The sequence below is a fragment of the Litorimonas taeanensis genome, assembly GCF_003634015.1.
In the GTDB taxonomy this organism is placed as follows: domain Bacteria; phylum Pseudomonadota; class Alphaproteobacteria; order Caulobacterales; family Maricaulaceae; genus Litorimonas; species Litorimonas taeanensis.
This window is the reverse complement of the sequence record NZ_RBII01000002.1, coordinates 181,718-201,385: the sequence shown is the minus strand read 5'-3', so window position 1 is coordinate 201,385 and position 19,668 is coordinate 181,718. Positions and strand designations below refer to the sequence as shown.

Genomic DNA, 19,668 nt, shown 5'->3' with positions numbered 1-19,668 from the left:
ATGACCCAAAGTGACACCATTTTAAGTAACGTCGCCCGAGTGAGAGCATATGATTACAGCAATCAGCCGACCCTCGTGACGGGCGCGGCGAATGGGACTTATCTCTATGATGGAAATCTGAAACGGGTTCGGTCTGTCGTCAACGGGAGGACGATTTATAATGTTTACAATATGGCAGGTCAGTTAGTCCATGTTGATGAACGCCCCTATACCGACGCGCAAGCGCAATCCGTCCCCGAAAAGCGCACAGATTATGTGAGCCTCGGCGGGAAATCCATAGCCAGAGTCGAGAACAAATCCACGGCCACCTACATCTTCGCAGACCACCTTGGCTCGCCCGTGGCGACGAAAAAGGGCAGCGCGGCGATAAAGCGGGAACGCTACACACCGTTCGGCATCGCAATGGATGATAATCCCGACCTCACCAACCAAGGCGGGTTCACGGGGCATATTAAAGATTCAGCCACAGACCTGAACTATATGCAGGCCCGCTATTATGATCCGGTTATGGGACGGTTCTTGAGCATTGACCCCGTGACCATGATGGACGCTGACATGAACCCTGGAATGTTCAATCGTTATGCCTATGTATTCAATGATCCTATTAATGGGGCTGACTCCACAGGAATGATTTGTGATGAAGGCCTCTGTAACAAAGTTGCAAATGCAATTCGTAATGCGCTGCCGGGTCCCGACAATCCCCAAGAATTAGTTGAAAAGTATGGCCAGCCTATTTCTGATATTGGTCAGACAATGCCTGGCGGGCAATCAATTTCAAACGGCGAAATGCAAGTTGTTGGTGCTTTGACAGCTAGTTTAGGCAATGCAAGCATGGGTAGAGTTGGGCCAAATACAACAGCTGCTCCTGCTGCAACACGATCAGTAACTGCAACCATTCCAAAACCCACGATTACGCAACCATATGCGCGGCCATCAAATGCAACAACGCCCGCCCAAAGAGCTGCTGTGCAAGGAAAGCCTTGCACGGAATATGGAAAAGTTGCACCAGTTCAACGCGCAAATCATACTCCACCACTGGTAAAAGAGTACTACAGTACGGGAACCATAAACACTACAAGGATGCGTAGCACAAAAGCAGTAACTCCGCATTGTCCGACCTGTTCTAATGCTGAAGGTGGTCGTATGAGTGCTTTCTCAAAGGCAATGAAAAGAGAGCATGGATTTGACTAACAAAATAGAAATTACACAGCGGGAAGTATGTGCGGATTATGGAGCAATATATTGCCCATCTCCTTTTGAGAACATTATTGGGATATCCGCTCAAGTAAAAAAAGGTGAAGAACCGATTCATGGTCTAAGGCATCCCTTAAGTGAGGGAACAAATGGTTGGTATGTTTGGGCTGGCGAGTATTCTGAAGACCCCGACTTTTTTAAACCTATACATACAGAACACATTATGGACTTGTATCCAAGTATTCTAAAGTTTCTTGGTCTTCCGCCCGGTTGGAGGTTCTTGAAAGCTCATGGCTACGAAGATGTCTGGTATGATGGAGAACTCTTGAAGGTATGAAAAAAAGGGTCAAATTCGGTGAGAAACAAGATAAAACGAAGCGGCCATTGTGGCCCACCCCGCCACTGCCGTGGCCTTTTCCGTCTATAATCGGTTCCCCGAACCGATTATTTGGCCCAGACCTTCGGTCAAGGCCAACCGCCTCCAAAGCGCTAAAGCTCTGTTTTTACCACTGGTTTGCCGTAGCAAACGATTAATTTTATGGCCCAAAGTGACACCATTTTTCTATCACCTTGGCCCCCGTGCATTTTTTACGAGCAAAAATTGCACTAAGTGACCCTATTCTCTGAACCTTGTATCTAGCTGCATTTTACTCCCTCTTTCCAATCGGGACTCTTGAGCCGTTTTCTGTTATGTTAATCGCATGGCCAATGATGATGACTTCATTTTAGGCGGGCGCAAGACCAAGAAATCCAGCTCGTCCCAAGGCACGCCGCGCACCCAGAACCCTCGCGGGGCGGGTCTCACTCTGCAATTAAGTTAGACGCATGCATCCTCGCTCTAAACACTCATTTCCTCCGATAAAACTGTCTTTTCAACAATCGTATCCCCGCGTCTCCATTCACCCTTATTTTCATTATGTTCTTTCAAATATGGACAGGAAGACGTCACCTTTGTATTATTATGCTGCTCTTTAGAATTCCGCTCAAGAGCTGCAACGTTTTCAAGTTCAAGGTTCCATTGGGAGAGTTCCTCAAACAAAAGGTTCAAACTTTCCCCTGACAGGCCCACCATTCCTTCGTTTTGAATGGAATCCCCTTTTCTTACCTTGCTAGGTCTTTGAATTACTTGAAAAGGAAGATTGGTTTGGGCGGTTCTGTAGCCTTCGTTTCGGTCATAAAGTAGGGAGCCCTTAAAGGCCAATTTGACCGCAGTTCGTTTATATCCGATGTGTGAAGACTCTCATAAATAACAAGGGTTTGAGAGGAATCGCATGGCGGTTCTATAAGCCCCTTCAAAGTCAGGGCTTTCATGCCCCTTTTGGCTTTCCAAATGCTCAATTTGTTCTTCGGCGGCTAATCGTTGAGATTCCAGTTTGATCAACTCACCCTCATATGCATTTATCAGTGCCGGCTGTGTGGCCTTCACAATCCTGTTAACTAGTGCTTTGACGCGCGTCTCCAGTGCATTCAATTTCTGCTGTGCAGCTTTTTGACGGTTTTGGGCGTCCGCCAGATTTTTCTCCCATATCGTTTTAAACATCATCGTTGCAAATTTCATAAGTTCGGGGTTCGGTCTGTCGTCAACGGGAGGACGATTTATAATGTTTACAATATGGCAGGTCAGTTAGTCCATGTTGATGAACGCCCCTATACCGACGCGCAAGCGCAATCCGTCCCCGAAAAGCGCACAGATTATGTGAGCCTCGGCGGGAAATCCATAGCCAGAGTCGAGAACAAATCCACGGTCACCTACATCTTCGCAGACCACCTTGGCTCGCCCGTGGCGACGAAAAAGGGCAGCGCGGCGATAAAGCGGGAACGCTACACACCGTTCGGCATCGCAATGGATGATAATCCCGACCTCACCAACCAAGGCGGGTTCACGGGGCATATTAAAGATGCAGCCACAGACCTGAACTATATGCAGGCCCGCTATTATGATCCGGTTATGGGGCGGTTCCTGAGCATAGACCCCATAACGTTCTTGGACAAACCTTATCCCGGTCAGTTCAATAGATATGCCTACACTTGGAACGATCCGATTAACGCAACCGACCCCAATGACGAGTTTCTGAAAATCGTTAAATCCGTGTATAACGTCGGCAAACGAACTTACAAAAACGGCGGAAACCTAAAGGGGGCTTTGAAAGATGAAGCGCTTAGCTATGTCGAAAATGGTGCGACATTATTAAGTAAGGACGCATCCTTAGGTGATAAAGCCTTCGCAATCTTCGACCTCGCAACAGGGTTTGGAGATGAAGCTAAGGGAGCGAAGCGGTTACTTGGAGGCAAATGCTGCTTTGTCGCAGGAACGCTCGTCGAAACAGAAGATGGTTTGCGTCCAATTGAAGAGATTGAATTAGACGACCGCGTTCTAGCTCGAAATCCTGAAACAGGCAAGACGGCCTTCAAAGCTGTTACCGACCTCATCCGTTTAAATGAACGAATGATTTGGGAAGTCTCTCTTTCAGGCGAGAACAACTCGTCCGAATTCTTTGAAACAACAGATGACCATCCTTGGTGGATTGTTGATGCGGACGGGAACGGGAGTTGGAAAAAAACTGCTGAATTATCTGACGACATGATTGTGACGACTGCTGACAACCAGACTATGGTCATCACTAAAGTTGTCAAAACTGACCGAGTTGATGCAACATACAATCTAACGGTAGCCGATTTTGAAACTTACTTTGTTGGTGAAAACAAAGTTCTGGTGCATAATTGTAAGAAAAATAGAAGCACCAGGCCTGACCCATTGGAAGAAGCTGAAGGTCGACCTCATTCAATAATTGAGAAGCCCGGACCAGATGGTCAGTATACAACTCACAATGGGGACGGTACATTTAAGCAATATCGCGGGTCGGGGAAAGATCATGGTGATGTTCCTCGTCTTAACGTAAAAGAGAATAAATTGAACGAAGCCCCAAATGGGCAAAAGTTTCCGGGTAAGACAGAAGTTCGGCCACCTTTCCCTGATGAGATACCTAGATAGTAAGGCGAATAGTAATAAGATGAAGAAAGAACTTTCAGATTATCAAAGTTGGGTGAAAGCGAATAAATCTAAGCGATTTTCACTTTTGGACTATGTTCATGCAAAACTAAATTTTGACAATATTTCTCCTGATTTAGCTGTTGCCCTGTTGCAGCTTTATTGGCCAACCTTTCATGAAGTGGATGGTTTTGTATTTTTGAAGGAAGAGTTTTCTGAAAAAAAATATCGAGAGGTAATTTCTAACAATGAAGTTCAATTAGAATATTGGATGAATTTAATTAGTATAGAAAGCATATGTTCATCCGCTACATCTAAAGTTCAAGAGTATATCGCTATTCGAGTAACCGAAATGTGGAGAGCAAAGCTCAAAATAGACTTTCCTGAAAAAAGCTTCATTGTAAAAAAAATCAATGATGAAACGGAAGTCTTTTGCGTTTTTTATCAACCGAAATTCGAATAGGTTATTTGATAGATTGGAAGCAAATTTTGTTCGGTGAAATCATAAAAAGTGTCAGATTAGGCGTGAAACAAGATAAAGCGAAGCGGCCATTGTGGCCCACTTCGACGCTAAAGCTCTGTAATTACGACTTATTTTGTGGGCCAAAGTGACACTATTTTATCATCACCTTGGGCCAGAAGTGACCCTATCCCGCAACCCTGTAGAATCCTGTAATTTACTCCCTCTTTCCAATCGGGACTCTTGAGCCGTTTTCTGTTATGTTAATCGCATGGCCAATGATGATGACTTCATTTTAGGCGGGCGCAAGACCAAGAAATCCAGCTCGTCCCAAGGCACGCCGCGCACCCAGAACCCTCGCGGGGCGGGTCTCACTCTGCAATTAAGTTAGACGCATGCATCCTCGCTCTAAACACTCATTTCCTCCGATAAAACTGTCTTTTCAACAATCGTATCCCCGCGTCTCCATTCACCCTTATTTTCATTATGTTCTTTCAAATATGGACAGGAAGACGACACCTTCTGCCGAGCGGGACAGCGGGGCTGCGGGGTCATAATCATGCCGTTCATAATAAACCGCTGCCGCGTGGTGGAAGCTGCGTAAAACAAAACTCATCATTGGTCTCCATCGTAGAGGCCACCACGCGGGCTGTCCACTTAATCGGACGAAACCCACGCCGCCGTACTCCCGATAGTCGGTCGCAACACTCGCTTGCTTGATACTCTGCCGCGCTCTTTTAAATCGCGATCACGCCACACTTCCCGTCAGGGAATTGCCTTGCCACAGCGCGCCCACGCTCTAAACTCTGACGATGGGACTCCCCGCGCTGTAAATCCTGTCGACGCGGTGGTGCAACTTGTCCTGAAAAATACTGAGTTCTGTCAGTCAGCTGTATTATTATGCTGCTCTTTAGAATTCCGCCCAAGAGCTGTAACGTTTTCAAGTTCAAGGTTCCATTGGGAGAGTTCCTCAAACAAAAGGTTCAAACTTTCCCCTGACAGGCCCACCATTCCTTTTAAATTCTGACGATGGTGTCACTGCCAGTTCTGGTTTTAGAATTTCTATTATTGACTCTTTTAAGGCTTACTACCCTTGATTGTTATTTCGTAATTCATTCTGATTTATGTAAATTTTTGCTAGTTTTTCAACTTATCATAGAATTCCGAGATTGTTTTTAGTTGAAATATCAAATAAATTAGGGGTTGGTTAAGTGTTTGATTCCAATCACGGTGAATGATTATTATTTTAAAAATGCCGAATTAAGTCGTGTTGGTTCATCTTATACCCATTGTGTGGCGCGTATTGAATAATTTTTGGCAAATAGGCTTTGTTGTCTTTATCTGTGCAATTTGGCCAGTGGCTGCTTTCGCAAAGGATGATGGCCTCATCCAATGGCATAGCACGAATGTTCAGCTACTGCGCGGTAGTGGTTATGCCCTCGGGTCGTCTCAACGTGAAATTATCACTCTGCAGCATGCTCATGGATGGACATTAGGGGACAATATGGTTTTCTATGATGCGACCCTTTCTGGCCAAGACTATTTTGAATGGCATTCGCGTTTGAGTCTTAAAAAAATTAGGAAGGCTCCGGTGAAGATTGGACCTGTCAAAGATATTCTTTTGGCATCAACGCTTGAAGTGCCTGAAAAGGGCTCAGCCAGATATTTATTTGGCGTCGGGGCGGATTGGACAATCCCCGGGTTCAAATTTTTTGCTACTAATTTCTATCTCCGTGATAATCCGGATTTAGCTGGGCACACATGGGCCACAACTTTTGCATGGAAAAAAACCTTCGCTGTCAGAGGTCAGCCCTTCTTATTTGATGGTTTTGTGGATATGGCAGGGTCAGAGGGGACACGATCTGGCTATCAATTAGCGGCTCCAACCCTCTTGGCCGATATTGGTACACATCTGGGCCAAGCCGATAAACTGTTCTTGGGTATAGAATACCAACATTGGAATAATAAATTTGGACTTAAAGATGTGGATGAGCGGGTTGCACAGCTTCAACTTCGTTGGGTTCTGGATTAAGGGGGTACAATGCGAATATTTCAAATTCTAGGCCTCTTACTGGGCCTCTGGATTGCGCACTCTGATGCGGCTTCGGGACAAGACGTGCCTGCGCTTAAAATTTACCACGATTCTGATTGGTCAAATAATTATGAGTCTTCCGAGGCCATTTGGCGCGGAATGACGGTTGCCCTGAAAGAGGTTGGGCATGAAATTAATGGTGTGAAAATTACGTTAGTGAAAAAAAATCATAGCGGAAACGTAACGCGAAGCCTTGGGAACATGCAGGACTTCCTCGAAGATGACCAAGCGATTGCAGTATTCGCTGGAATGCATTCTCCGCCTTTAATCGCAAATAGAGATTTTATTAACGAAAATGGAATTCCAGTATTAGTGCCATGGGCGGCGGGCGGCCCCATTACGCGATATCCATCCCCTAAAAATTCAATGTTTCGATTGTCACTAGACGATACAAAGGCGGGCGCAGCCTTAGTTGATTTTGCGACGCATGATTTCAATTGCAATTCACCTTATATTTTATTGGAGAGTACTTCTTGGGGTGATTCAAATGAGAAAAGTATCAAAGCCGCATTGAAGCGCCAAGGAACAATACCGGCTGGTATAGAGAGAATGACGTGGGCGCTAAAGAGTTACAAAGCCCGCAACATTATCCAAAATGTGGTTGATGCTAAGGCTGAATGTATCATTTTAGTGGCCAATGTGGCTGAGGGTTCTCAGATTGCTCTGGCTATCACTGAATTGGATGACAATCAACGCATCCCTGTCATTAGTCACTGGGGTATAACAGGTGGAAATTTTCATGAAGTCATCAATAAAGATCTGCGAAAAATCGTCGATGTTTCGTTTCTCCAAACCTGTTTTTCATTTCTAGACGAGCCCCTCCCGCCAATTGGGCAAACTGTTTTTTCCAAAGTCAAACAAATATACCCCAATGATATATCCTCACCCGAAGATATAAAATCCCCTGTGGGTTTTGTTCATGCATATGACCTAATGAAGATATTGCTCTCTGCCTTGGAGACAGTGGAATTAAACCAAGGCGATATTCAAGCCCTTCGCGCAGATTTGAGAGAGAGTTTAGAAGGTATTGATACACCCGTTAAGGGTTTGATGAAAACCTATGAAAGACCGTTTTCTGTGTTTTCGGCGGATAACCCTGATGCCCATGAAGCCTTGGGCGCTGAACATATATGTTTGGCAAAATATGGGGATCGCAATCAGATATTAGTTCAAAGTTCAGCGCCCTAATATGAAACACGCGCAAGACACAATAGAGTCTGCCTATGATAGGAAATCTATTTCCCGGAACTTTATCTATTATGTTCTTCTTTCTGTGGTCATCTTTCTCGGCCTGACCGCGGCATTAATATACCCTCAAGTTCAAAATGTATTTGATAAGGTGCAAAACCAATCAGATGAAAATTATGCCAAAACATATGCCAGCATGCTACACCGATATATCGAAGACAGAGAGTTTGGCTTGCTGGATATTGCGGAGTCTTCCTATGTTTTGAATGCGGTTTTATTGGCCCAGGGTGACCGTGCTGACTTTAGAGATTTTGTGAGCCACGCAAAATTGTTAAGAGAAGACCCTATTCTAACCGTACTCGATTTAAATGCAGAAATAATCTTTACTGAAAGCGAAACAACGCAGGACTATAGTTGGGCCCGTAAAATTATAGACGGTGCAACTGAGCAAGAATTCCATTTAATCCCCAACTCAGAAAAAGCGCAATTCGAACTCGCAATTCCAATAAAATTTGGACGGGGACGCGAAGGCGTTATGGTGGCCCGTTTTCCAGTATCACTCGAAAATATTTTCAACCTGACAGAATTTGAGGCGAACAGTTCAGGGGTTATCCTTTCGAAAAATGACGTTGTCCTGTCGACTGATATTCAAGCCATTGAACAGCCTTTTTCTAAAATTCAATATGTTGACAAATATGGCGTGAACATAACGCATGTGACCAGCCGAACCTCCGTTAACATCACGCAGAGAGGCTTTTTAGTAAAGTTTCTTATGCTTGCGGGTTTTGCCGCGCTCCTATCATTTACATTTCTTGCCTATTATGGGCGGCGACTGATTGTTCAGCCTTATGCAGACCTTGCCCAAAGCCAAGAAGCTATTTCCAAAGCGGTCGAAGGTATTGCAAGGGTTTCTCGGTCGGGACGATATGTGGGTGTTAATTCGGCCTACGCCCTGACGGCCGGATATGAACCCTCGGAACTTATTGGTGAAAAATGGGACGTCACGGTTTATCCTGAAGAACTTCCTATTCTAAAAGCCGCTTATCAAGACATGATCAAAGAGGGGAAGGTCACATTAGAAACCCGTGGACAAAGCAAAACGGGGAAAATGTTTTATAAACAAGTCACAATGGTGCCTCTCTTTGATGAAGCTGGCACCTTTGATGGTCATCATTGTTTTATGAAGGACATTTCACCGCGTAAAGAAGTGGAATTACAACGAGAAAAGCTTGTCGATAAACTTTCAGAATCGAATGAAGAATTAGAACGCTTCGCTTATGTTTGCTCTCACGACCTACAAGAGCCTTTACGCATGGTAAGAAGTTTTTCTGAACTTTTGGAGCGGCACCTGCATGACAGCCTAGAAAATGATACGAAAGGCAAAAAATACCTAAGCTTCATAACCGATGGGGCAAAACGCGCTCAGGATTTAATTCGCGATATATTATCATATTCCAGTATTGATGCCGACGATAGACATATAGAAGCTGTAGATATGAACTCTATTTTGTCTGTCGTGACGAAGACGTATTTAAAAGATAATTCATCAGAGTCTGCACACATAACTTGGGACGCTCTGCCGACCATTATGGGCAAGAAGACTCAAATATATCAATTAATGCTAAATTTGGTTTCAAACGGTTTGAAATATCAGAAACCGGGCCAAAATGGGAACGTCCATGTTAGCGCGCGTGACCTTAACAATGCGTGGGAAATCGCAGTGACAGATAATGGTATTGGAATTGATGAGTCTTACTTCGATAAAATATTTGAAGTATTTCAGAGATTGCATCGAAGAAACGAATATGCAGGGACCGGTGTAGGCTTATCTATTTGCCGTAAAATTGTCGAACGTCATGGCGGAAAGATTTGGGTTGAATCTAAACTCGATGCGGGATCCACATTCTATTTCACTATAGAGAAATAGGGCGCATAGGTGAAAAGCGCAAATTAAGAGCCTTAATGGCTCCAATCCTCCTTTATCATATCGGCGCCTTTTTCAGCGATCATAATGGTTGGGGCGTTTGTATTGCCTGATATGATTTGCGGCATGATAGAGGCGTCAATGACGCGTAATCCTGTGAGCCCATATACACGCAGCCGTGCATCAACCACAGCCTCGTCACCCTTTCCCATTTTGCAGGTTCCTACAGGATGATAAACCGTATCGGAGTGATTACGGATATCTTCTTTTAATGTCTCCTCATCTTTGGCGTCGCAATCATAATAGGGTTTTCCGCGCACCGTACTCCACGCAGAGCTTTGCAAAATATTTTGGGCCAAACGTGCCCCTTGATAAAGCTTATCCATATCGCGTTCATCACTAAGATAGGCCGGGTCAATCAGTGGGGCTGCACTGGGGTCATTAGACGCTAATGTTAATGTGCCGCGGCTATGGGGCCGCAAAACACAGACATGCAAAGTATAGCCATTGCTAAAGTGCATTTTACGGCCGTGATCATCGACAATGCCACGTATTAAATGCAGTTGCAGATCAGGCGAGGGTTCTTGTCTGTCGGCATATATAAACCCACCCGATTCCGCATAATTCGTCGTCAGGACACCTTTGCGGTGTTTGCGATATTTCCAAATTTGTTTAGGAAACCCAAATATTCCGCGCCAAGACACACTGAAATTATCTTTGACAAACCCATCATAGCTCAGCGTGTAATCTAGGTGGTCTTGAAGATTTTCGCCTACGCCCTTTAAGTCGTGGTGGTGTTGAATTCCATGCGGCGTGATTTTCTCTGCATCGCCAATGCCAGAGAGCAAAAGAATTTGCGGCGACCCAAAGGCCCCCGCGCACAGGATGACTTCTCGTTTCGCTAAAACTGTAAGAGGGATTTTTTCGGACTTTGGCTTTAGAATGACACCCGTAGCTTTTTTATTCTCAAGCGTTACCTTTTCCACTGTAGTGTTTTTCACAATATGTAAATTCGGACGATCCATGATGGGATCTAGGAAGGCCCTAGCCGTGGACCAGCGTTCCGCATTTTTTTGCGTAACTTCGTACAGGCCCACACCTTCTTGGCGCGCACCGTTGAAATCTGGGTTGTGTGGAATTTGAAGCGCTTTGCAGGCTTGAATAAAGGTGGCGTTTACAGACCCAGGGTCGGCGATAGGGGCGACATTGAGCGGGCCGCCTTGCCCGTGATATTCATCAGCCCCAGCTTCGCGGTGTTGGGATTTTTTAAAGTAAGGCAATACATCTTTATAGGCCCAGCCTTTATTTCCCAAAGCGGCCCAATTGTCATAATCTGCCTTATGGCCGCGAATATAAATCATGGCGTTAGACCCAGAGGATCCGCCGAGCATCTTGCCGCGCGGTTGAAACCCTTTGCGCCCATTAAGCCCGGCTTGCGGGACTGTGTTAAAGGCCCAATTACGGCTTTTCGTCAGCATGGTAATCAATCCCATTCCCGGGACAGTGACAGAGAAATGCTTATGTGACTTACCTGCTTCTATCAAAAGGACAGAAACCGTTTCATCTTCTGAAAGACGGTTAGCAAGTGTACAGCCCGCCGACCCCGCGCCGCAAATAATGTAATCATAAGTGTCGGCTATTGGGGCGCCAGACAGTGAAAGGAGTGGATGAGATTTGCCCATGGTGAAGCCTATAAAAACTTCTTCATAAATCCGATCATTTTACGGGTCTTATCAGTGTATGGCGGAAACAGCGTTTTGCCCTGTGAAAATCGGCTCTGGATGAACACCCCTTTCATATGAGAAAAGCTCTCAAACCCAGCTTCACCGTGATAAGCGCCCATACCTGATGGCCCAACACCGCCAAAAGGGATGTCTTCTTGAACGACATGCCATGCACATTCATTGATGCTAACACCGCCAGAATGACTTTCCTTTAAGACTTGTTCGCGTTTATTTTTATCTTCGCCGAACCAATAGAGAGCCAAGGGACGGTCATGTTTTTGTACATAAGCTAGGCTCTCATCAAGGCTTTCTGAGGCGACGACAGGTAAGAGAGGGCCAAAAATTTCTTCCTGCATGATTTTCATATCTGGCGTCGTATTGGTGACAACGGTAAAGGCTACGCGGCGCTCTTTGGCCAGTTGCTGTTTATCATCATCCCCGGCGGTTTGAATTTTCGCGCCTTTATTTTCTGCGTCTTCGAGTAAGTTTTGCAGGCGGGCGTAATGCGAGTCCGCTATGATGCTCGTATAATCATCATTTCTCGAAAATTTTGGGTATAGGGTCTCAGCGTGTTTAATAACTGCGTCTGTAAAGCCTTTAATTTTATTTTGCGGCATCAAAACATAATCGGGCGCGACACAAGTTTGCCCCGCATTAAGTAATTTTCCATTTACAAGACGCGGAAGAGTTAAATCTAGATTGGCGCTGTCATCGATAATAACAGGAGATTTCCCGCCAAGTTCAAGTGTGACAGGTGTAAGATTTTTCGCGGCCGCTTGGGCGACAATACGGCCTACATTTGTTGAGCCTGTGAAGACTAGATGGTCAAAGGGAAGTTCTGAAAAGGCACTCGCCACATCCACCCCGCCTGTAGCAACATAAATTTCGTCTTCTGAGAAAGCCTCCGCCAAAAGGGACTTTAACAAAGCCGACATTCGAGGTGTGTATTCGCTAGGTTTAATCATGGCGCGATTGCCAGCTCCTAGCGCGCCAATAAGCGGCATGATGGCGAGTTGAAGCGGATAGTTCCACGGGCTGATAATGCCCACGACACCAAGAGGTTGCGGGACGATACGGTTGGATGCGGGTTTATATTGCAGAGCGGTTGGCGCCTTGCGGGTTTTCATCCATTTTGGCGTATGTTTGAGCGCATGGGAAAAGCCGCCTTGCATGACTAAAAATTCTGCGATGATTGTATCTTCCGCGGCGCGGTGCCCAAAATCATCCGATATGGCTTTTACGAATTCAGCTTCATGACCCAAAATAACATCACGAAGCTTAATAAGATTTGTTTTTCGTGTTTCCCAGACTGGGTAGGGCGCGGCGTCAAAGGCTTGTCTTTGTACTGCACGAATACGGGCAATGTTTTTGGCTGTATCAGATTTCAAGATTGTTTTTTTCCGCGCACTGGCGTCTGGATTAATCCTAACCATCATCGTTCTCCCGCTCTGTGTTTTCTACGAATATGGCGGGTTTCGTGATAGCTGTCGAGCGAAAGGCAGGAGATATACTGTATGGATGTTAAACAGAATCCAATGGGCGCCGAACCGCGATATAAAGCGGTTAAGACTTTTTGGCTGTTACCGCTGAAAACATCGCTTTGGCCCGCCCGCTAAGTGTATCTTCACAGGCCGAGACTTGATTGTAGCGTCGGCGCAAACGTCCAGGCGCATCAGATAAATGCTTTTGTCCCAGTTTCTCTGCGGCATCATAGAGCTTAGACAGCTTTGCGGCAGGCCCAGAAATTGAGGCAAAGCCAGAGGCCGCTTTCACGGTTTCGCTGGCATAATATTGCTTGAAATCGTCTATCCCAAGACCAAGATCGATTGTCTTATATCCAAGCGTATCCGACGCATCGATAATTTGGTTCAGTAATTGTGTGCCCGGAGAATATGAACGGAAGGCGTTATTATAAGCGACAATCCAGCTGTGATAAGTCGTGCCATCGGTTAAGCCCGTATCAATGGCGGCCAATTGATTGCCGAAATAGAGGCTGTGCATTTCAAGCCGCAATGGCGCGTCTATTCCTTTTTTCCAGAGAGACTTTAAGAGCGGCAATGTCCATTCAGCTCCCAAGACATTGTAATATCCGCTGGCCGCGTATTGGGCCACTTTCCAATCAATTAAGGTGTCAAATTCTTCGATGGATTGGGATCTAAAAATAATATGTGGGGCGCCAATCTCTTCCGTTGCTTTGCGAATGCGGCGACGTAGACTTTTCTGATGTTTTCTAAAAGAACTGTCGCGAGCTTCGCGCCAGACTTCTGCGCCTTCAGGAAAGGACATAACCGCGCCTAAATGTGTTTTAGGGACGTCTTGTTCAATATCACTTACCAAAGCGCTAAAATGGTAAGCCCCCACTGACGTGGCAGATAAAATGTCTTGGAGGGAGTAACGATAATCAGGGCCGCAAATTAGGCCATGATAATCAGTCATCGGCGCGCCGACTGGCCGCGCAAAGCTTTCGCCTTGATAGGGTAATATCGCGACTATCTCGCCAGCCTCTTCTAAAACGGCGATATTTACGTCTTTGCGTAGCGACGCGACAGCAAGAGTGTAATCAATGTGGAAATAAGGTGAGTAGAGCTTAGGGTTTGATGCGCGCAACCGAGACCAAGCCGCCCGCACGGCGTCAGGCAGATCTTGGCTTTTATAGACATAGGTTTGCAAGGTGTTTCCGCCCACGGTCTTATCCCAAATATTTTCTAACGGCTTTGCCATAGGAATGGGGCATAGCAAAAAAGGGCTAAGAGGGCCTTAAAGCCGAGGCTACCTTCACTGTTTTTATGAAGATTTAAGCGCAAATTTGTAATTGCCTTTGATTAAAAGGGCATAGGGCTTAAGTAAAACTATGGGCCATTTGCATTCACATGATCACTCAGCGGGCCATGACCATAGTCACACTCACGGTCATGCTCATAATCATGCGCCCAAGGTCAATGAGAAAAACCGAACGCGAGTCGGGTTTGCCGCTTTTTTGACAGGCGTGTTTATGATCGCCGAAGCCGCAGGCGGGTATATTTCGGGGTCTCTCGCCCTTATCGCTGATGCAGGGCATATGTTGACAGACTTCGCTGCTTTGGCGATGGCTTGGGGGGCATTCACGATTGCGCGGCGTCCGGCCACTTGGAAACACACATTTGGCTATGACAGATTCTCTGTTCTCATTGCTTTTGTAAATGGGCTTACCCTGTTTCTTGTCGCGGGTTTAATTGTAAAGGAAGCCATAGAGCGCCTCTTCATACCTGGGGAGGTTCTGGCTGGCCCCATGTTATGGGTCGCGATTGGCGGACTGATTGTGAATGTTGTCGTCTTCAAAATTTTACAGGGCGCAGATCAGGATAACTTGAATATTCGAGGCGCTGTGTTGCACGTGCTGGGGGATATGTTGGGGTCGGTAGCCGCAATCGTTGCGGCGTTGATTATATTACAAACAGGGTGGACACCTATTGACCCTATCTTATCTGTTTTCGTTGCCTTGATAATTCTAAAGAGTGGATGGGCGCTCATCAAAGACAGCGCTCATATTTTGCTAGAGGGTGCACCTGAGAATTTAAATACTCATGACATAAGCGAAGATTTGCTCGCGCATATTCCAGAGCTTTTAGCGGTCGAACATATTCACGCTTGGTCGATAACCCCCGAACGGCCAATGATGACACTAGAAGCTTTTGTTGCACCTGAGACGCGCCTTGAGCCTGTCAGCACCGCCATAAAGGAACGCTTGTTAGAGGTTTTCCATATTCAACACGCGACCGTAGATGTCATGCGGCGTGACAAATCCGTATGAAAATGGAATATAAGGGAAAAAGGTAAATCTTATGAAATTTGTTAAACTGATTATTCCTGCAATTTTGTCGTTATTTTGTAGCGCAATTTTCATTGATAGCCTGCGGTATAAATTCACAAACCATCCGAATACCCAAGAAATTTTTGGTCGATTAAATGATTGGACGGCAAGTCTTGGCGCAGAGGGTCTATTCGCGCAAACGGGATTGTTTTCGCAATATACAATTGGAACGGCAGAGGGTATTGCCTCGCTCTTTTTGCTCATTGGCATCATACCGCGTTTCAAGCGTTTGCAGGGGTTGGGCGCCTTGTTGGGGCTAGCAATAATGACAGGCGCAATTTCATTCCATTTATTTACGCCGCTTGGTACGGATCCAAATAATGATGGCGGCGGATTATTTATTGCGGCCTGTTTGGTTTGGCTATCATGTTTAATTCTGGTTGGCTTTAGATGGCAAGAAATATTGCAAGGGCTTGGAAAATTATTGGCTGCGCTATTTGGCAAAAGCGATAAAGCCTTTTAGCTAAGAGATGTCTTAGTTTAAAATACCCATGCGGTTTTTAAAGCGGCGGATAAAGTCTAGCTGTTCATGCGTAGCGGATTTTTCGCATGAGGCCACACGTTCCATCATGGCCGCAAGCTGAAACGCATCATCACGGCTTATATTGGATTTCAAGATATCGAGCATCGGAAATAAGGCAGATTCGGGTAATGTGATCTGTTGAGTTAAATTCTGCATCTGACGAAAAATCCCGTCAGCGATGTCGATGTCTAAATGCATATGAGTTTCGAGTTCTAGAGTGATGGCCGCGATTTCGGCAGCACTGATTTCACGTAAATTATCGAGGCGTGCCGTGGAAATCATTAAAACAGTCGCCGCTTCTATCGGAGTTTCGACTAAGTCATAACCGGTTTTTCCAAAGGCTTTTTGAAACTTACGATTTCGAGGTAAGTTTTTAATCTCATGGGCCGCGTCGATGATATCACGAGAGCCTCGAGCGGCACGCGAGACCCAGAAAATTGCCATGGCTATAGTAGTGATAAGAGCGAGGATGTGCATAATTTCTGTTCCTTAGACTCTTTATCCTTAATCGCATGTCTCTTAACGACATGTTGAAGATGGGCCCATATCGACGTGAAAATGGTCACGATGCGCGGCATTATAATCAGGGGAAAGTGTAACGCGGAAAATTTTACAAGCCGCCTCGCGAATATCACGAAGAAAGGCCGCATCTTGATCCACGGTATCCCAATGGGCGAGAACGGTCACCAAATGTCCGTTTTCCAACTCAAACCCCGAAACATCCCAAGCATTAGCAAAGGCATGTTCACTCCATAAGCCCGAACTATTCCCGTTTTGACGACGACAGGAATAAGTCCCAATATGATGTATTTTTGCCAGACCGTAACCATAGCGTTCTTGGGCGATTTGATCGATTTCGCGGCTCCAGAGATAGGCCCCAATAGAAAGAGGGCATTGCATGTTCGCCTCGCCGGGCGTCAAGGAGATGTCATCTTGCCCATAGACGACCCGCCCAATGTCAAATCCGCAAACGCCTGCACCATTTCCTTTTTCAGGGGAGGGTTTCGGATCAGCAGGGATAGACTCAAAGCCAATAGTGTCTCGCGCCATATCCATACAGCTTGCAGATGATGACAGGGATAGGCGCAAGATCTGTGCTTTGGTGGCTAACCCAAGGGGGCGTGAGGTATCAAGCCTCTTCCACCCCAAATGTTGAGGGGGCACATATCTGTTCACAAGATAAAATGAGCCCATAAAGAGCAAGGCAACGCCTATCCAAATTACTGGGCCTTTCCATCGGATCATGACATCTTATAAGATATAAACGTCAATTATCCACGAAACAAAGCACTTGTGCGATGCGCCTATCTCGTCTCAGCTTGTCGGCTTGCAAGCCATAATTATTATGAGGGACGGGTTCAGGGTCTCCGCTTTCTTCAGGGTAAAAAGGTATTAAGGCTCGTGGTGCAACAGAGTAAATACGGCCACGGCGTGGATTTTCTGCGGTGACGACGCCAATCACTTCACCGTCTTTATCTAAGACGGGGGCACCAGATAATCCGCCGAGACTGCCACGTAGTCCACTTGTGCGCCCGGTTTCAGCCCAAGCCAAGACAGATTCTTCGGCGCTATAACGGCCTCGAACAACCATTCGGTTGCGGGCAATAAGACTGCCCACAGCTTCGCCGGGGCGACCCTGAGGAAACCCAATAAAATAACCTGTTTCGCCAATAGAGCGCTGGCTTAGCACATCATGGGGTAAGGGCTGACGCCGCCATTGCGTGCGTAACCGTGCGAGGTCATGATCCTCATAAACTTCGACCTCGGCCCGAATGATTTTTTGGTTTGTTATTTTTAAGCCAACTTGGTCACAACTATCAACGACATGTCTAGCCGTTAGCCAAAGCCCTCTATCATCCAATGAGAAAGCGGTTCCAATACCCGACCTTGGCTCGGCCACACGCGTGATAACTTGTTCATCCTTGGGTGTTTCGCTTGGTAAAAGCGGCCCTAAGTCTGTCGGCGGCGGCGGGGCATCAATTCTGTCACGCAGGTAAGAGGCATAAAAGAATATGCCGCCTAAAATCAGAGCGTAAAGTACCCAATCCGGTATTTTCCGGAACATAGCTCTATCCGACGATAGCTAAAGCGAGAATGATTGAGCCTGCGAGCTTAAACGCTGCCAATACAAGCGCTGGCGCCGTCTCATTATTGATAATGCGATTTGGCATGCCTTTGAAAATTGCATCTGTTAAGCGAAAGAGAAAGAGCTGAAGGAAAAGACTGGTTGTGCCCCATATGGCAACATCAAATAGGCTAAACCGATTCACCAGACACGCAGCGAGAGGGAGTGTTAAGCCAATGATGAGGGCGCTGAAATGAATGGCGGCGGCCATATTGCCTTCTTGAACGAGCTTTAATTCCTTATGCGGTGTTAGGCGCGTATAAATTACAAGGCCTGCAATAAAAATTAGTGTGACAACAACCAGATAAAAAATCAAAATAGGGAGGCCATTGGCCAGACTGTCTAGGGCAGGCTGCATAATTCGTCTTTCTATTAGCCTTTATCAGATAAGGCGGAGGACTCTGTCTCGGCTTTTGCTTGGGCACGAACGGCGGAAGCGCGCTTTTTCTCTGATTCAGATTTTAACTGACCGCAAGCCGCCAAAATGTCTCGGCCTCGGGGCGTCCGGATAGGACTTGCATAGCCCGCCCGATTGACGATGTCGGCAAATGTCTCAATTGTATCCCAATCTGAACATTCATAATCAGAGCCTGGCCAAGGGTTGAACGGAATAAGGTTCACTTTCGCAGGAATGCCTTTCAAAAGGTTTATAAGCTCTTTGGCGTGTTTTGGGCTGTCATTAATGCCTTTAAGCATGACATATTCAAATGTAATACGCCGAGAATTTGAAAGCCCGGGGTAATCACGACAAGCCTGCATTAATTCAGCGAGTGGGTATTTTTTATTAATGGGCATAATTTGCGTTCGCAGCGCATCATTTGCAGCATGTAGAGAAATGGCGAGCATGGCAGAGGTTCGCTCTCCCATGGGGCCAATATCAGGTACAACGCCGCTGGTTGATACGGTGATACGACGACGGCCAATGCCAAGGCCTTCGGGGTCGCAAATCACGTCTAGTGAATCCCCAACATTATCTGTATTATAAAGTGGCTCGCCCATGCCCATAAAGACAATATTGGTCAATCTGCGGTTCTCTTGGGTTGTAGGCCATTCACCCAGATCATCTCGGGCCATGATAACTTGCAACACGATTTCGCGGGCGGTCAAATTACGTACAAGGCGCTGTGTGCCTGTATGGCAAAACTTACAGGTCAGCGTACAACCGACTTGGGAAGACACACATAAGGCCCCTGTTTTAGAGACATCAGGGATGAAAACGCTCTCGACTTCGACGCCCGGCGCCATGCGTATCAGATATTTGCGCGTGCCATCTTTACTAATTTGCCGTTCGACGAGCTCTGGGCGGGCGAGGGTGAAATGATCTGAGAGTTTAGCGCGCAAAGGTTTGGCGATATTAGTCATCTCGTCCCATTCGCGGACGCCGTAATTATATATCCAGTGAAAAATTTGCTTTGTCCGCATACGGATTTTTTTCGGTTCAATACCGATTGTTTCCAAATGGGCCGCTATTTCTTTACGCCCTAAGCCTACTAAGGACGGGCGACTATCGACGGATAGCGTATCGGCAGACGATGACGTGATGTCTGCCTGTTGTATGAGTGTGGTTGAAGCCATGGGCGGGCCCATATCATGGCGAGG

The 19,668-nt window shown here is 46.3% G+C and carries 20 protein-coding genes; 9 read left to right on the top strand and 11 right to left on the bottom strand.

Translation table 11 applies throughout. The features are described 5' to 3' along the window. Both DES40_RS08860 and DES40_RS08855 read left to right on the top strand, forming a co-directional pair. A complete protein-coding gene (locus DES40_RS08860) occupies positions 1–1,191 on the top strand; it encodes an RHS repeat-associated core domain-containing protein (protein WP_121100952.1) in 1,191 nt (396 codons plus the stop codon). Next, complete coding sequence (locus DES40_RS08855; RefSeq protein ID WP_121100950.1) at positions 1,178–1,531, top strand: immunity protein Imm33 domain-containing protein; 354 nt, start codon at positions 1,178–1,180, stop codon at positions 1,529–1,531. Before DES40_RS08860 ends, DES40_RS08855 begins: the two co-directional genes overlap by 14 nt. A 501-nt stretch (positions 1,532–2,032) precedes the next feature. Here the strand turns inward: DES40_RS08855 and DES40_RS13105 are convergent. Then, on the bottom strand, positions 2,033–2,395 hold the full coding sequence (locus DES40_RS13105) for a hypothetical protein (protein WP_147405883.1): 363 nt from the start codon (positions 2,393–2,395) through the stop codon (positions 2,033–2,035). Between the two features lie 39 nt (positions 2,396–2,434). Beyond that, entirely contained in the window at positions 2,435–2,752 is a 318-nt protein-coding gene (locus tag DES40_RS08845; protein ID WP_147405882.1) for a hypothetical protein, read from the bottom strand. Between the two features lie 54 nt (positions 2,753–2,806). Between DES40_RS08845 and DES40_RS08840 the strand changes: the two genes are divergently transcribed. Continuing rightward, the gene (locus DES40_RS08840; protein ID WP_121100941.1) at positions 2,807–4,186 is read left to right on the top strand and encodes an RHS repeat-associated core domain-containing protein; all 1,380 of its coding nucleotides are present in this window, start codon (positions 2,807–2,809) and stop codon (positions 4,184–4,186) included. A 19-nt stretch (positions 4,187–4,205) separates the two neighbouring features. Further along, a complete protein-coding gene (locus DES40_RS08835; protein ID WP_121100938.1) occupies positions 4,206–4,646 on the top strand; it encodes a hypothetical protein in 441 nt (146 codons plus the stop codon). A 481-nt stretch (positions 4,647–5,127) separates the two neighbouring features. On the opposite strand, the gene DES40_RS13450 is transcribed toward DES40_RS08835, so the two are convergent. Beyond that, a complete protein-coding gene (locus tag DES40_RS13450) occupies positions 5,128–5,262 on the bottom strand; it encodes a hypothetical protein (RefSeq protein WP_267896628.1) in 135 nt (44 codons plus the stop codon). Between the two features lie 684 nt (positions 5,263–5,946). On the opposite strand from DES40_RS13450, the gene DES40_RS08830 reads away from it, so the two are divergent. The 3 genes from DES40_RS08830 to DES40_RS08820 are packed head-to-tail and all read left to right on the top strand — an operon-like array spanning position 5,947 to position 9,850. Further along, positions 5,947–6,675: a DUF5020 domain-containing protein gene (locus tag DES40_RS08830; RefSeq protein WP_147405881.1), complete on the top strand. Its 729-nt coding sequence runs from the start codon at positions 5,947–5,949 to the stop codon at positions 6,673–6,675. A gap of 9 nt (positions 6,676–6,684) precedes the next feature. Next, entirely contained in the window at positions 6,685–7,923 is a 1,239-nt protein-coding gene (locus tag DES40_RS08825; protein WP_121100932.1) for an ABC transporter substrate-binding protein, read from the top strand. Position 7,924: 1 nt separating this feature from the next. Further along, a complete protein-coding gene (locus DES40_RS08820) occupies positions 7,925–9,850 on the top strand; it encodes a PAS domain-containing sensor histidine kinase (protein WP_121100930.1) in 1,926 nt (641 codons plus the stop codon). A 32-nt stretch (positions 9,851–9,882) separates the two neighbouring features. Here DES40_RS08820 and DES40_RS08815 read toward each other — a convergent pair whose 3' ends face one another. From DES40_RS08815 to DES40_RS08805, 3 genes are all read right to left on the bottom strand, one after another. Continuing rightward, positions 9,883–11,529 carry a GMC family oxidoreductase gene (locus tag DES40_RS08815; RefSeq protein ID WP_121100928.1) on the bottom strand — a complete coding sequence of 549 codons (1,647 nt, stop codon included), beginning with the start codon at positions 11,527–11,529 and terminating at the stop codon, positions 9,883–9,885. Between the two features lie 8 nt (positions 11,530–11,537). After that, entirely contained in the window at positions 11,538–13,007 is a 1,470-nt protein-coding gene (locus DES40_RS08810; RefSeq protein ID WP_233345543.1) for a coniferyl aldehyde dehydrogenase, read from the bottom strand. A 127-nt stretch (positions 13,008–13,134) separates the two neighbouring features. After that, a complete protein-coding gene (locus DES40_RS08805; RefSeq protein ID WP_121100925.1) occupies positions 13,135–14,292 on the bottom strand; it encodes a GNAT family N-acetyltransferase in 1,158 nt (385 codons plus the stop codon). Between the two features lie 130 nt (positions 14,293–14,422). Between DES40_RS08805 and DES40_RS08800 the strand changes: the two genes are divergently transcribed. Both DES40_RS08800 and DES40_RS08795 read left to right on the top strand, forming a co-directional pair. Then, positions 14,423–15,361: a cation diffusion facilitator family transporter gene (locus tag DES40_RS08800; protein ID WP_121100920.1), complete on the top strand. Its 939-nt coding sequence runs from the start codon at positions 14,423–14,425 to the stop codon at positions 15,359–15,361. A gap of 31 nt (positions 15,362–15,392) precedes the next feature. Beyond that, on the top strand, positions 15,393–15,884 hold the full coding sequence (locus tag DES40_RS08795) for a hypothetical protein (protein ID WP_121100917.1): 492 nt from the start codon (positions 15,393–15,395) through the stop codon (positions 15,882–15,884). 12 nt (positions 15,885–15,896) lie between these two features. Here the strand turns inward: DES40_RS08795 and DES40_RS08790 are convergent, their stop codons facing one another. From DES40_RS08790 to rlmN, 5 genes are read right to left on the bottom strand one after another with little or no spacing between them, the layout of a single operon-like run. Then, positions 15,897–16,421 carry a tellurite resistance TerB family protein gene (locus DES40_RS08790; RefSeq protein WP_121100914.1) on the bottom strand — a complete coding sequence of 175 codons (525 nt, stop codon included), beginning with the start codon at positions 16,419–16,421 and terminating at the stop codon, positions 15,897–15,899. 42 nt (positions 16,422–16,463) lie between these two features. Beyond that, positions 16,464–17,189 (bottom strand): extensin-like domain-containing protein, encoded by a 726-nt coding sequence (locus DES40_RS08785; RefSeq protein ID WP_121100911.1) that lies wholly within the window; start codon positions 17,187–17,189, stop codon positions 16,464–16,466. A 22-nt stretch (positions 17,190–17,211) separates the two neighbouring features. Next, a complete protein-coding gene (locus tag DES40_RS08780) occupies positions 17,212–18,009 on the bottom strand; it encodes a S1 family peptidase (RefSeq protein WP_121100908.1) in 798 nt (265 codons plus the stop codon). A 4-nt stretch (positions 18,010–18,013) separates the two neighbouring features. Beyond that, the gene (locus DES40_RS08775; protein ID WP_121100905.1) at positions 18,014–18,427 is read right to left on the bottom strand and encodes a DUF350 domain-containing protein; all 414 of its coding nucleotides are present in this window, start codon (positions 18,425–18,427) and stop codon (positions 18,014–18,016) included. 14 nt (positions 18,428–18,441) lie between these two features. Further along, positions 18,442–19,644 (bottom strand): 23S rRNA (adenine(2503)-C(2))-methyltransferase RlmN, encoded by a 1,203-nt coding sequence (gene rlmN, locus DES40_RS08770; protein ID WP_121100902.1) that lies wholly within the window; start codon positions 19,642–19,644, stop codon positions 18,442–18,444. Positions 19,645–19,668 lie beyond the last annotated feature (24 nt).

Bases quoted from the DNA above. Each gene is read 5' to 3' on its own strand.
- DES40_RS08835 (WP_121100938.1), top strand. From the start codon at position 4,206: ATGAAGAAAGAACTTTCAGATTATCAAAGTTGGGTGAAAGCGAATAAA.
- DES40_RS08780 (WP_121100908.1), bottom strand. From the start codon at position 18,009: ATGTTCCGGAAAATACCGGATTGGGTACTTTACGCTCTGATTTTAGGC.
- DES40_RS08785 (WP_121100911.1), bottom strand. From the start codon at position 17,189: ATGATCCGATGGAAAGGCCCAGTAATTTGGATAGGCGTTGCCTTGCTC.
- DES40_RS08800 (WP_121100920.1), top strand. From the start codon at position 14,423: ATGGGCCATTTGCATTCACATGATCACTCAGCGGGCCATGACCATAGT.
- DES40_RS08795 (WP_121100917.1), top strand. From the start codon at position 15,393: ATGAAATTTGTTAAACTGATTATTCCTGCAATTTTGTCGTTATTTTGT.
- rlmN (WP_121100902.1), bottom strand. From the start codon at position 19,644: ATGGCTTCAACCACACTCATACAACAGGCAGACATCACGTCATCGTCT.
- DES40_RS08815 (WP_121100928.1), bottom strand. From the start codon at position 11,529: ATGGGCAAATCTCATCCACTCCTTTCACTGTCTGGCGCCCCAATAGCC.
- DES40_RS08845 (WP_147405882.1), bottom strand. From the start codon at position 2,752: ATGAAATTTGCAACGATGATGTTTAAAACGATATGGGAGAAAAATCTG.
- DES40_RS08855 (WP_121100950.1), top strand. From the start codon at position 1,178: ATGGATTTGACTAACAAAATAGAAATTACACAGCGGGAAGTATGTGCG.
- DES40_RS08790 (WP_121100914.1), bottom strand. From the start codon at position 16,421: ATGCACATCCTCGCTCTTATCACTACTATAGCCATGGCAATTTTCTGG.
- DES40_RS08840 (WP_121100941.1), top strand. From the start codon at position 2,807: ATGGCAGGTCAGTTAGTCCATGTTGATGAACGCCCCTATACCGACGCG.
- DES40_RS08825 (WP_121100932.1), top strand. From the start codon at position 6,685: ATGCGAATATTTCAAATTCTAGGCCTCTTACTGGGCCTCTGGATTGCG.
- DES40_RS08820 (WP_121100930.1), top strand. From the start codon at position 7,925: ATGAAACACGCGCAAGACACAATAGAGTCTGCCTATGATAGGAAATCT.
- DES40_RS13450 (WP_267896628.1), bottom strand. From the start codon at position 5,262: ATGATGAGTTTTGTTTTACGCAGCTTCCACCACGCGGCAGCGGTTTAT.
- DES40_RS08805 (WP_121100925.1), bottom strand. From the start codon at position 14,292: ATGGCAAAGCCGTTAGAAAATATTTGGGATAAGACCGTGGGCGGAAAC.
- DES40_RS08810 (WP_233345543.1), bottom strand. From the start codon at position 13,007: ATGATGGTTAGGATTAATCCAGACGCCAGTGCGCGGAAAAAAACAATC.
- DES40_RS08860 (WP_121100952.1), top strand. From the start codon at position 1: ATGACCCAAAGTGACACCATTTTAAGTAACGTCGCCCGAGTGAGAGCA.
- DES40_RS08775 (WP_121100905.1), bottom strand. From the start codon at position 18,427: ATGCAGCCTGCCCTAGACAGTCTGGCCAATGGCCTCCCTATTTTGATT.